General features: G+C 37.7%; 10 protein-coding genes, 2 rRNA genes and 1 other annotated feature. All 12 genes read right to left on the bottom strand.

All coding sequences use genetic code 11. The annotated features are described in order from the left end of the window. Window positions 1-203 precede the first annotated feature (203 nt). Window positions 204-420: a binding site (T-box leader), on the bottom strand. Window positions 421-468: 48 nt separating this feature from the next. Beyond that, on the bottom strand, window positions 469-1,941 hold the full coding sequence (gltX, locus tag NC799_RS12815; protein ID WP_272446842.1) for a glutamate--tRNA ligase: 1,473 nt from the start codon (window positions 1,939-1,941) through the stop codon (window positions 469-471). A gap of 94 nt (window positions 1,942-2,035) precedes the next feature. After that, entirely contained in the window at window positions 2,036-2,521 is a 486-nt protein-coding gene (gene ispF / locus NC799_RS12810; protein WP_272446841.1) for a 2-C-methyl-D-erythritol 2,4-cyclodiphosphate synthase, read from the bottom strand. Between the two features lie 89 nt (window positions 2,522-2,610). Beyond that, window positions 2,611-3,297: a 2-C-methyl-D-erythritol 4-phosphate cytidylyltransferase gene (gene ispD / locus NC799_RS12805; protein WP_272446900.1), complete on the bottom strand. Its 687-nt coding sequence runs from the start codon at window positions 3,295-3,297 to the stop codon at window positions 2,611-2,613. Window positions 3,298-3,428: 131 nt separating this feature from the next. Continuing rightward, window positions 3,429-4,520 (bottom strand): PIN/TRAM domain-containing protein, encoded by a 1,092-nt coding sequence (locus tag NC799_RS12800; protein ID WP_272446840.1) that lies wholly within the window; start codon window positions 4,518-4,520, stop codon window positions 3,429-3,431. Window positions 4,521-4,936: 416 nt separating this feature from the next. Next, complete coding sequence (gene radA / locus NC799_RS12795) at window positions 4,937-6,316, bottom strand: DNA repair protein RadA (RefSeq protein WP_272446839.1); 1,380 nt, start codon at window positions 6,314-6,316, stop codon at window positions 4,937-4,939. 189 nt (window positions 6,317-6,505) lie between these two features. Then, on the bottom strand, window positions 6,506-8,938 hold the full coding sequence (clpC, locus tag NC799_RS12790) for an ATP-dependent protease ATP-binding subunit ClpC (RefSeq protein ID WP_272446838.1): 2,433 nt from the start codon (window positions 8,936-8,938) through the stop codon (window positions 6,506-6,508). A gap of 12 nt (window positions 8,939-8,950) precedes the next feature. Next, window positions 8,951-10,018, bottom strand: a complete 1,068-nt coding sequence (locus tag NC799_RS12785) for a protein arginine kinase (protein ID WP_272446837.1) — start codon at window positions 10,016-10,018, stop codon at window positions 8,951-8,953. Then, window positions 10,019-10,552, bottom strand: a complete 534-nt coding sequence (locus NC799_RS12780) for a UvrB/UvrC motif-containing protein (RefSeq protein ID WP_272446836.1) — start codon at window positions 10,550-10,552, stop codon at window positions 10,019-10,021. A 22-nt stretch (window positions 10,553-10,574) separates the two neighbouring features. Next, a complete protein-coding gene (locus NC799_RS12775; RefSeq protein WP_272446835.1) occupies window positions 10,575-11,033 on the bottom strand; it encodes a CtsR family transcriptional regulator in 459 nt (152 codons plus the stop codon). Between the two features lie 156 nt (window positions 11,034-11,189). Continuing rightward, window positions 11,190-11,879: an MgtC/SapB family protein gene (locus tag NC799_RS12770; RefSeq protein ID WP_272446834.1), complete on the bottom strand. Its 690-nt coding sequence runs from the start codon at window positions 11,877-11,879 to the stop codon at window positions 11,190-11,192. 206 nt (window positions 11,880-12,085) lie between these two features. Then, window positions 12,086-12,201 (bottom strand): 5S ribosomal RNA (rrf, locus tag NC799_RS12765). 450 nt (window positions 12,202-12,651) lie between these two features. Next, window positions 12,652-12,773 (bottom strand): 23S ribosomal RNA (locus NC799_RS12760); the annotation flags it as partial.

The raw sequence follows: 12,773 nt of genomic DNA, 5'->3' as shown, positions 1-12,773 counted from the left end.
GATCGTTGTTTTTCACAAAATACATAACCTGCGACACCACTTTTGCGGAAATGTTAGTGCTAATCCGTCGCTCCGAAAAGCAACTGCTAAGAACGAAAGTAAACATGCACTTACGTCGTAGTTTATTTTAACTACGGAGTAAAAAGGTATCAATCTATACGAAAAGATCCAGAGTAAACAAAAAAGCGCCCTAGTGTTTAAAACACAGAGACGCTTTTGGCGCGGTTCCACTCTGTTTGAGAATATTATTCCCCAACTCGGAGCTCCTGGTAACGGTAGAGTAACCGCTCTTACTTACTGTCGTTTCAGCAAGAGACTCTGAGGTGCATTTCAAAAACGGATACTTAAAATCACTCGCAGCCAAGGTGATTCTCTCTGGACAAGCTACCGCCTTCTACTTCTCCTCATCAACGTTCCAATCTGTAGTAATACTATATTATACTTTGAATGAAATGTGAACTATTATGTTTAGCCTTTTAGCTTTTCAAGGACTGCTTGTAAGCGCCTATCTACTACGTCTTTCCCTAATAGATGTATCGCATCTGGGAGTTCAGGGCCGTGGACTTCTCCTGTAGTAGCTACCCGAATTGGCATGAATAGCTTCTTTCCCTTTTGTTTTGTTTCCTTTTGTGTCGCTTTAATCTCAGCCTTAATCGATTCAGGAGTGAATTCTTGCGCTTCCGCTAACTTGCTCTTAAACACTTGTAGTACCTCTGGAACTTGCTCCTCTTGAAGCACGTCCATTGCTTCCTCACTATAATCAATTTCCTCTTTAAAGAAAAGCTCTGTTAACTCGACAATCTCTTCCCCATAACTTAGTTGTTCTTTATAAAGACTAATCAGTTCGTGTGACCACTTTTTCGTTTCATCGTCCATTTGTTGTGGTAGCCTCTCCGCTATAATTAAATGCGGCAAAGATAATTCAATGACACGCTCTAACGTTTCAGCTTTAATGTATTGATTGTTCATCCACTTCAATTTAGCAGGGTCAAATATTGCTGGTGAAGTTGATAATCGCTCTGGGTCAAACATTTCGATGAATTGCTGTTTTGTGAAAATTTCTTCTTCCCCTACCGGTGACCAACCAAGTAATGCAATAAAATTAAATAAAGCTTCTGGCAAATAACCTAGGTTCTTATATTGCTCAATAAATTGCAATATGTGCTCATCACGCTTACTTAATTTTTTGCGATTTTCATTTAGAATTAATGTCATATGGCCATATTTAGGTGGTTCCCAACCGAACGCATCATAAATCATCATTTGCTTTGGAGTATTGGAAATATGTTCTTCCCCGCGAAGAACATGAGAAATTCCCATGAGATGGTCATCAATAGCAACGGCAAAGTTATACGTCGGAATCCCGTTTTTCTTTACCATTACCCAGTCACCAAAGTCACTAGACTCAAAACTAATATTATCTCTTACCATATCACGGAAGGTATAGGTCTTATTCTCTGGTACACGGAAACGGATACTTGGCTGCCTTCCTTCCGCTTCAAATTGCTTTATTTGCTCTTCAGATAAATCGCGATGTGCCCCTGAATACTTCGGAACCTGACCATTTGCTTTTTGTTTTTCACGTTCTTGTTCTAACTCTTCTTCGGTCATATAACACTTGTATGCTAAACCTCTTTCAAGTAATTCATCGACATACTTTTGATAAATATCTAATCGTTCCATTTGGCGATACGGACCGTAGTCCCCACCAATGTCTGCACCTTCATCCCACTCAATTCCCAACCATTTTAAATAACTTAATTGACTTTCTTCTCCACCTTCAACATTTCTTTTTTCATCTGTATCTTCTGTACGAATAATAAATTTACCACCTAAGTGTTTTGCATATAAATAATTAAATAGAGCCGTACGAGCATTACCAATATGTAAATGTCCAGTTGGACTTGGCGCATAACGAACTCGAACATTGTTGTTAGTCATGTTATTACCCCTCTTTTGTTATTTGCTATTTCCGAATAATGTAAAAACTTTTTTTAGGCCCCGACTCGTTCACTGCTTATTTTATCATGGTAGATTACACTTGTTGATTTTTTTGTAAAAGGATGACAGCTTGGGCAGCTATTCCTTCTTCTCGACCTGTGAACCCTAACTTTTCCGTTGTTGTTGCCTTAACATTAACTTGCTCTATCTCGGAAACTAATATGCGTGCAATATTTGCTCTAATTGCCTCCACAAATGGTGCTAGTTTAGGCTTTTGCGCAATGACAGTACAATCTAAATTGCCAAGTCTATATCCTCTATCTTCTACCATTGCCCAAACCTGTTTTAACAACTCCTCGGAATCGGCATCTTTAAAAGCAGGGTCTGTATCGGGAAAATGTTTACCAATATCACCTTCTCCGATAGCACCTAAGCATGCGTCTGCGATAGTATGTAATAGAACATCTGCATCTGAATGGCCTAATAACCCCTTTTCAAACGGAATAGTAACTCCACCGATAATACATGGGCGATTTTCGGTTAATTGATGTACATCAAACCCTTGTCCAATCCGAAACATTCACAAATCTCCTTTTTTGTCTATTGCAATGTCAATTAGTAGTCACGCTAGCCTAAGGCAAGTATAAGCACTCAAGTCATCATGTCAGATTAATACATTTTTCTATCTTTCAAATAAGTTTCAGCTCTTTCAATATCTTCAGGCATCGTTAATTTGATGTTATGATAGCTCCCTGTAACAATTGCCACACTATCACCAAGCCGCTCAACTAAAGAAGCATCATCAGTCCCGATATAGTTTTCTGCTTTTGCTTTTTCGTGTGCATAAGTAATCAATTGTTTACGAAAACCTTGGGGTGTTTGTGCAGCCCATAAAGTCGACCGGTCAAGTGTCGTCAGTTCATTTCCCTTTTTTTGCTTAATCGTATCTGTAACAGGTACAGCTAGTAATCCTGCAGAACGTTCCTTTACAACATAAGCCAACTCATGCAATTGCTCGTGCATGACAAACGGCCGGGCACCATCATGAATGAAAACAATTTCATTTGGGTCCTTTATCATTTGCAAACCATAATATACACTTTCTTGTCGCTCTTTTCCACCATTTACTAGCACAATTGGTTTACGGATTGGATGTTGATTTAATAGTTGTTTAATCCTGTCTCTTTCTTTAGGGTTTATCACAAGGACAATCTGAGAACACCAATCATCTTCTGCAAAATTTGATACCGTATGAATGAATAGTGGCTTGTCCAATAAATGGATAAACTGTTTGTTTTCCCCTGCCGCCATCCGTTTTCCTTGCCCAGCAGCTAGAATGATAGCTGTATATGTAATCATATTTCATCAACCCTAAACATATAAAATAAGATAGAACGCCCTACCTTTTAATCTTATCTAATTAAAACCATAACAAAAGCGATAACAACTTGTTATCACTTTTGTTTTCATTTAATGTTATAACCTTTTCAGAGTGCTTTTTCAAGTAATTTTGGTTTGGCAAAAATCATTCGGCCAGCAGACGTTTGCAGCACACTAGTAATTAATACCTCAATCGTCTTGCCAATATAATCTTTACCCTCTTCCACCACAATCATAGTACCATCGTCTAAATAGGCAACACCTTGATTTTGCTCTTTACCATCTTTAATGACTTGAACGGTTAATTCTTCTCCTGGTAATACAACTGGTTTAACTGCATTTGCTAAGTCATTAATATTAAGAACTTGAACATTCTGGAATTCACAAACTTTATTTAAGTTAAAATCATTTGTTACAACAATACCATTAATAACTTTTGCAAGCTTTACTAGCTTACTATCGACTTCTTGAATCTCTTCAAAATCACCTTCATATATTTCAACATTTACAGGAAGATCTTTTTGCATCCGGTTTAACACATCAAGACCACGTCTGCCCCGATTTCTTTTTAAAACATCCGAAGAGTCGGCAATATGTTGTAATTCCTCAAGGACAAACTGAGGGATAATAATTGTTCCTTCCAAAAAACTTGTTTGACAAATATCTGCAATTCGACCGTCGATAATAACACTCGTATCCAAGATTTTAACTTTTGACTGACTATCTTCAGCTTCATCATATTCATCAATTTTTTTCTTTTCTTTTTTGGCAAGCGTCAGCAAATTTAAAAATTCATCTCTTCGCTTAAAACCTACCTGGAAACCTAAATACCCAAGTAACACAGTAAGAAAAATAGGGATAACTTGCGAAACTACTTTGATTTCAATATCTTGGATAGGGATATTAATCAAAAAGGCAATAACTAAGCCAACAATAATTCCTAAACTACCAAAAAACAAATCGGCTACCGGCGCTTTTACTAGCGTCTCTTCAACCCAACGCAAAAAGTTGACGATATGGTCGACTAACCAAAAAGTCATCAAAAATAAAATAATTGCTCCTAAAACAAGTCCAGTATAAGGTCCCTGAATCCACTTGTTCGTAGTAATATCCATGAATCCAATTAAATCAGGGATATATAAATATCCTATGGTACCTCCTGCAATAATAATAAACAATTGCACTATTCTTTTTAGCACCAATGTCACCTCCTATCAACATTATTTCCACATTTTTAAAAAATAATCTCCCTATAAAAATTAAAAAACGGAACTAGCATTTTTTTAAAAAGATACAAAAGTATAAAAAAATCAAAGAGCAGTCCACTCCGCTTCCCTAGCCTGCCTGAGGTCATAAGTCAATCCCTTCTGTGGCAAAGACCGCCACTTCATTTCTTGTCTTATGCCTGTCTTAGTCTGACCAAGACGCGACTTACGCTTTTCTTAGTAACAATTAATTCTATATTTTTATAAAATACCATAACATAAAAATTTCGTCAAACTAGTAAAACTATTGATTTTAGCATAACTAAAACCTTAAGTCAATCAATGCTTTCGGCAAAATCCAATACACGGAACATTAGGTTAAATCTTTTTATCTATTAATTACAAATTAATTAATCCCTATCCCCTAACGTTTTCTTTAACGCATCTTGAATTGTATTAACACCAATCACATCAATTTCAACCGGTGGTGTCCATCCATCTAAATTTTTGCTTGGGATGATCGCGCGCTTAAACCCTAATTTAGCTGCTTCCTGTACCCGTTGGTCAATTCTTGCTACTCTTCTTACTTCCCCAGTTAAGCCAACTTCACCGATGAGTACATCATCATGACGTGATGGTTTATCTCGAAAACTCGATGCAATACTGACGGCAATAGCTAGATCTATCGCTGGTTCATCAAGTTTAACACCACCTGCCACCTTGACATATGCATCTTGGTTTTGGAGCAATAGTCCAACTCTTTTTTCTAAAACAGCCATTAATAACGGAACCCGGTTATGGTCAATACCAGTCGCCATTCTCCTCGGATTTCCAAAGCTCGTTGGGGAAATAAGGGATTGGATTTCTACGAGTACAGGGCGACTACCCTCCATTGACGCAACAACAGTTGATCCAGCAGCACCTTGGGACCTTTCTTCAAGAAAGATTTCAGAAGGGTTCATTACTTCCCGTAATCCCTCTTCTTTCATTTCAAAAATTCCCATTTCATTTGTACTACCAAATCTATTTTTCACGCCACGAAGGATGCGAAATGTATGATGCCTCTCTCCTTCAAAATATAAAACAGCATCGACCATATGTTCCAATAATCTTGGACCAGCAATTGATCCTTCCTTTGTAACATGCCCTACAATGAAAATAGGGATATGTTTATTTTTCGCGATTCGCATTAATTCACTTGTGCACTCACGAACTTGTGATACACTACCGGGCGCACTAGTTATTTCATCACGATAAATGGTTTGAATTGAATCAATGACAACTAAAGAAGGATTTATATACTCTATTTGATTAACAATCTCTACTAAGTTAGTTTCAGATAACACATATAATTGGTCAGATTTAACCCCTAAACGATCGGCACGTAATTTCGTTTGCCGGGTCGATTCTTCCCCTGAAATATAAAGAATATCTAAATTGCTATCTGCAAGCTGAGCAGATACTTGTAATAATAAAGTAGATTTTCCTATCCCTGGGTCCCCTCCAATTAAAACTAATGACCCAGGTACGATTCCCCCTCCTAACACGCGGTTAAACTCTCGCATGTTTGTTTTAATTCGCGGTTCATCTTTAGTAACAATCGATGTGATCTTCTCTGGTTTTGTTTTAGTTGGCTCTCCTGTGACCATTATATGCCTAGCATTCGACTGAGATGCTACAACTTCCTCAACTAGTGTGTTCCAACTATTACAACTCGGACACTTGCCCATCCATTTTGGCGATTCATATCCACATTCATGGCACACATATTTTGTCTTTATCTTCGCCACTTTAATCGCTCCTTATCTTCTCTCCCTATCTTATACGAAATACATGACGGGCAAGTTACAGAAATTTATCATTTTTCATACTTTTTCGTTCACGTATTCAAGCGCAGGAGATACATATCTATGATTTGAAAAAATCGGAAGGAGCAACCTTCCGATTTTTTCATTCTATATCCCTTACAAAATCAAAATTTATTGAGGAGAAACAATGAATTCTTCCTTCTCATTTACATCTATTTTTATTTTTTGACCTTTTTTAATTGTCTCTTTTAATAACTCTTCAGACAACAAGTCTTCCACATTTTTCTGTAAGGAACGACGTAATGGTCTAGCACCATATTCAGGGTCAAATCCTTCGTTAGCAATTTTCTCTAACGCTTTGTCTGTCAAAATAAAATCGATTTCTTGTTCGGTTAATCGTTTTTGCAATTGATTTACCATTAAAGAAACTATATCTTTCATGTGCTTTTTTTCTAATGAATGGAAGACAATGATTTCATCGATTCGATTTAGGAATTCTGGACGGAATGCTTTTTTCATTTCATCCATTACTTTGGACTTCATCCCCTTGTAATCAGCTTCTTCATCCCCAACGCTAAACCCAACGTATTTATTGCGTTTTAATTCACTAGCACCAACGTTTGAAGTCATAATTAAGACGGTATTTCTAAAGTCGACAACCCGGCCCTTAGAATCAGTTAAACGACCATCTTCTAACACTTGAAGTAAGATGTTAAATACTTCTGGGTGGGCCTTTTCAACCTCATCAAGAAGTACTACTGAATACGGCTTCCTTCTCACTTTCTCAGTAAGTTGACCACCTTCCTCATAACCTACATACCCCGGAGGAGATCCGACTAAACGAGAGGTGGAATGCTTTTCCATATACTCAGACATATCAACTCGAATCATTGCATCCTCATCACCAAACATCGACTCTGCAAGAGCTCTAGCCAATTCTGTTTTACCTACACCAGTAGGTCCTAGGAATATGAATGAACCAATTGGACGCTTAGGATCTTTAAGGCCAGCTCTGGCACGACGGATAGCTTTTGACACAGCTTTAACAGCCTCTTCTTGACCAATTAGTCGGTCGTGTAAGACATCTTCCATATGCAATAGGCGTTCACTTTCATCTTTAGTTAAGGAAGAAACAGGAACACCAGTCCATGTTGAAACGACACTAGCAATATCCTCAACTGTAACTTCTGAGCTTTCTTGGCCTTGCTTTTCTTTCCATTTCTCTTTCGTTTCTTCCACTTCTTCTCTTAATCGTTGTTCACTATCTCGTAATGATGCAGCCTTTTCGAATTCCTGACTTTGGACTGCTGCATCCTTTTCTTTCTTTACTTCCTCTAATTGTTGCTCTAATTCTTTCAAATTTGGTGGGGCTGTGTACGAACGTAATCTCACCTTTGATGCAGCTTCATCAATTAAATCTATCGCTTTATCTGGTAAAAAGCGATCAGTAATGTACCGATTTGACAATTTTGCAGCAGCATCAATTGCCTCATCTGTTATGGTTACACGGTGGTGTGCTTCATACCTATCTCTTAATCCTTTTAAAATTTGAACAGATTGTTCGACAGTTGGTTCATTGACTTGAATCGGTTGGAATCGCCGTTCTAACGCCGCATCTTTTTCAATGTATTTTCGGTATTCATCTAATGTCGTTGCACCAATACACTGCAATTCACCACGAGCTAGGGAAGGTTTCAAAATATTAGAAGCGTCGATAGCACCTTCTGCACCACCAGCACCGATTAATGTATGAAGTTCATCAATAAATAATATAATGTTTCCAGCTTGGCGAATTTCCTCCATTACTTTCTTTAAGCGGTCTTCAAATTCACCACGATACTTTGTACCAGCAACAACCGTACCCATATCTAAAGTCATGACCCGTTTATCTCGTAATATTTCCGGAATCTCGTTGTTAACGATCTGTTGGGCAAGCCCTTCTGCAACAGCTGTTTTACCAACACCTGGTTCACCAATTAACACAGGGTTGTTTTTTGTACGACGACTTAACACTTGAATAACTCGTTCAATCTCTTTTTCACGGCCAATAACTGGGTCAATATTCCCTTCTTTAGCAATTGACGTTAAGTCTCGAGCTAATGAATCTAACGTAGGGGTATTCGCACTGGTAGATTGACCACCTCGACCTTGTTGTCCCCCACTAGACTCATTACTACCTAACAACTGTAGCACTTGTTGCCTTGCTTTATTTAGGCTAATTCCTAAATTATTTAGCACACGAGCAGCAACACCTTCACCTTCACGAATTAATCCTAGTAAGATATGCTCTGTTCCTACATAAGAATGACCTAGTTTACGAGCTTCGTCCATAGATAACTCAATTACTTTTTTAGCCCGTGGTGTATAATGGATGGTCTGCGATACCTTCTGACCTCTACCAATTAATTGTTCCACTTCTTCTTGAATTCGTTGCGTTTCAAGTCCAAGCGATTTTAATGCCTTAGCAGCAATCCCTTCCCCTTCACTGACTAATCCAAGTAGGATGTGCTCTGTTCCAATATTATTATGTCCTAGTCTAACTGCCTCCTCTTGGGAAAGCGCTAGTACTTTTTGTGCTCTTTCTGTAAATCGCCCAAACATCATTAGGCACTCCTCCTAACCATTCTCTAAATTTAATCGTTCTCTAATAAGTGAAGCTCTTAATTTATCTCTCTCTTCAGGAGATAAGCCTTCCTTCGCATATTGTTGTAAAAATCCTGGTTGAGTTAGTACCATTAATTCATTAAGAATTGATTTGGAAATATTTTTAATAAACCCAACATCTATCCCTAAGCGAACATCTGATAAGCACTTGGCAGTTTCTTTCGACTCAATGATTCGACTATGCTCCAACACACCGTAAGAGCGGAAGATTCTATCTTCTAATTGAAGCGGAGACTGTTCTAATAGAAGTTCTCTTGCATTTCGCTCTTGTTCTATTAATTTTTCAACAACACTTTGCAAGTCGTCCACGGTATCCTTTTCAGCCCTACCTAAAGTTACTTGATTCGAAACTTGAAAAATGTTCCCTAACGCCTCACTACCTTCACCGTAGATACCTCTGACAACTAAACCAAGTTGATTAATAGCAGGTATCATCCGATTCAACTTCTGTGTTAGCGCTAAAGCAGGGAGATGCATCATAACCGATGCACGAAGTCCAGTTCCAACATTAGTCGGGCAACTGGTTAAGTATCCACGCTTTTCATCAAACGCATAATTAATTTCTTCCTCCAACCAATCGTCGAAAGCAAAAGCTTGATCTAACGCCTTTTCTAACTGAAAGCCTGGGAAATATAATTGTATTCGAATATGGTCCTCTTCATTCACCATTACAGAAACCTGTTCACTTTTAGAAATTAACACTGCGCCTAATTGAGACTTTTCCGCTAAATGGGGGCTAATTAAATGCTTCTCAACGAGAACACGTTTCTCAATAGGCTTTAGCTCACTCATAGTAACAAATTCTAAATCTTGATAGGTTTTAAACGTTTGATGGTGATACTTAGACTTTATAAATTCTAATATTTTTAATAAATCCTCATTTTTTGCCAAAATAGGAAAAGGAATATTATCAAAATTTCTTGCTAACCTAATTCGACTACTCATTACAATATCACTATCTGGACCATCTTCTTTCATCCAAGGGCTTATTGCATCATTCATAAATTGTTGTAAGGACATTTAATCATCACCCCCATTACGGGATAGATCTTTTTCTAGTGATTTAATTTTGTCACGAACCTTAGCAGCCTCTTCAAATTCCTCACCTTCTATAAGTTGCTGCAATTTTTCCTTATAGCCAGTCAACGTTTTCTTCAGATTAATATCAACACCTATCCTTTTCGGTATTTTACCATGGTGTGTCGTGTTCCCACTATGCACCCTACGGAAAATTGGATTTAAATGATCTTCAAAAGTATGATAGCACTCTGCACACCCGAATTTTCCAATTCGTGTAAAATCACTGTATGACATCCCACATTTCTCACATGTTTTACCTTGTGTATGCACAAAACTATTTTGTTTGACAGAGGGAGAACTAAAGTTAAATAACCCTGAAAGTAAATCATGTAGTGAATATGCTTCCTCATCGTAGGAAACATAGCCTTTCTCTTTGGCACAATGTTCGCATACATGAATTTCAGTTTTATTTCCATTTACTACTTTTGTAAAGTGCAAAGTAGCGGTTCTTTCATGGCATTCCTGACAATCCATAATTAGGTAACCTCCTCACTACCTAGTGTTTTAAAGCAGTTAACATCGCGGATAAAACCCTTGCCCTAACTTCATCTCTAATGGGCAGTTGAAAAAGCAATGTATCTCGACTAATCGCACTCACCATAATCTTCGCTTCACGTTTTGTAATCATTTCTTCCTCTAGTAAACGTTCGAGTATATCGATAGCAGCCTGCTGTGTTACAGTTGGTTGAATCATTTTAATAATTTCATCAATCAACTTGGCCTTGTCACGATTTGTCATTCGGATAATACGGATATATCCTCCGCCACCACGTTTACTTTCAACAATATATCCCTTTTCCACAGTAAACCGTGTATTAATCACATAATTAATTTGAGAAGGTACACATTCAAATCGATCAGCAATTTCACTTCGCTTTATTTCAATCGTATTCTTGTTATTATCTTGAATGATTTTTTTCAAATAATCTTCAATTACATCAGATATATTCCGCATATTACCCTCCTTCATCATCTGACTTTGACTATCTTTGACTATATTGTTATTATACTCTGTTTACTTAGTAAATGCCAAACAAAATGTATAGTATATTCTTGCCTTGATTACTAGAAAAAAAACCTATTGTTTCCAACAAATTGTCACATAATTCTACTAATGCGTTTCATTGACCTGTTTGACATCACTTATCCTAGAAATATTGTCATACAATTCATATTTGCTAGCAGGGCTCTTATAATGAAGTTGAATAAAGATACTTCTATTGTCCCCTGCTTCCTTTTCGATTTCTAGCTTTTCAATTTTCGCTTGATAACCTTCTAAAGTACTTAGCAGCACTTCCATTTTCAACTCTTGCCCAACCAAAAGTTGCAACGATACTCTATTTTGCTTGGAAAGAAACAGGTTTTCAAAGTTATTTAGTAGAACTAAACTTAATAAGATAATAATCGTTGTAAATACTGCTTCCCCGTACATCCCTGCACCAACAACTAACCCAAGTCCAGCTACAGCCCAAATTGAAGCCGCTGTCGTTAAACCACGAATCGTTACTCCATTAACTATAATCGTTCCTGCACCAAGAAAACCTATCCCACTTATTACATATGAGGGAATTCTTGTAGGGTCGAATTGAATATTATTGTTACCATCAACATATTCATTAAACCCATATAACGATAACAACATCATTAAACAAGAGCTTACTCCAACTAAAATATGGGTTCTAAAACCAGCGGAATGATTTTTTAATTCTCTCTCAAAACCAATCAAACCTGATAAAACCAATGCAATGATTATTCTACTCATGATTAATAGAAAACGATCGTCAAAAATATAAGTAATCATTAGTATTCCTCACCCAATCAATTTTTTATCTTATTTTATAGATATATTGTTTAAAAACAATATAATGCATGTAATAGGTATTAATTTATCCTAATTCACTGCTGATTTTTTTCTACTTTTGCTTGCATAAACTTCGCCATAAAGCCCAATTCTATAAAAATAAAAAAAACCCTTTAAAAGTTCGTAAACTTTTAAAGGGTTTTTTTGCCTGGCGACGTCCTACTCTCACAGGGACAAAGCCCCAACTACCATCGGCGCAAAAGAGCTTAACTACTGTGTTCGGCATGGGAACAGGTGTGACCTCTTTGCTATAGCCACCAGACATATATTTCTTGTAATACCTTGAAAACTAGATAAGAAGTTGGTACAAGACATTTAACAGTCGCCTTCACTTTTTCAGTCTAGTTCCGGCTCCTAATAGCTAGCGTATAGTTAATCCATCCTTTCGTACTCAAAGTTCAGAGTACTACAGGCTGTCTTATCTATCCGTACGCTATTAAACAGTCGCCTTCACTTTTTCAGTCTAGCTCCATGGGCTAGATGCTCGCGTCATAACTCAATCCACCTCCAAGTCCCAAAACCATAGACTTTACGGTGTCTTGTCTTATGCGTGTCGCATCTGGGCAAGCCCATTGCGCTTCCTTATTCAGTCCAGCTTCGCGGGCTAGCCACTCGTGACATAAGCAGTTCACCTTCAGTGACCAAGATCAGGTCACTTACGGCGCTCTGCTTATGCATGTCGTGGCTACCAAGCCCGCTACGCTTCCTATTTTTAGTTAAGTCCTCGATCGATTAGTATCCGTCAGCTGCACATGTTGCCATGCTTCCACCTCGGACCTATCAACCTCATCGTCTCTGAGGGATCTTACTCATTTAAAATGATGGGAAGTCTCA

The sequence above is a fragment of the Aquibacillus salsiterrae genome (assembly GCF_028416595.1).
In the GTDB taxonomy this organism is placed as follows: Bacteria; Bacillota; Bacilli; order Bacillales; family Amphibacillaceae; genus Aquibacillus_A; species Aquibacillus_A salsiterrae.
This window is presented reverse-complemented; position numbering and strand designations above follow the sequence as displayed.

Excerpts from the sequence above, each read along its gene's own strand:
- NC799_RS12770 (WP_272446834.1), bottom strand. The coding sequence starts at position 11,879 with ATGATTACTTATATTTTTGACGATCGTTTTCTATTAATCATGAGTAGA.
- gltX (WP_272446842.1), bottom strand. The coding sequence starts at position 1,941 with ATGACTAACAACAATGTTCGAGTTCGTTATGCGCCAAGTCCAACTGGA.
- NC799_RS12775 (WP_272446835.1), bottom strand. The coding sequence starts at position 11,033 with ATGCGGAATATATCTGATGTAATTGAAGATTATTTGAAAAAAATCATT.
- NC799_RS12785 (WP_272446837.1), bottom strand. The coding sequence starts at position 10,018 with ATGTCCTTACAACAATTTATGAATGATGCAATAAGCCCTTGGATGAAA.
- ispF (WP_272446841.1), bottom strand. The coding sequence starts at position 2,521 with ATGTTTCGGATTGGACAAGGGTTTGATGTACATCAATTAACCGAAAAT.
- NC799_RS12780 (WP_272446836.1), bottom strand. The coding sequence starts at position 10,552 with ATGGATTGTCAGGAATGCCATGAAAGAACCGCTACTTTGCACTTTACA.
- clpC (WP_272446838.1), bottom strand. The coding sequence starts at position 8,938 with ATGATGTTTGGGCGATTTACAGAAAGAGCACAAAAAGTACTAGCGCTT.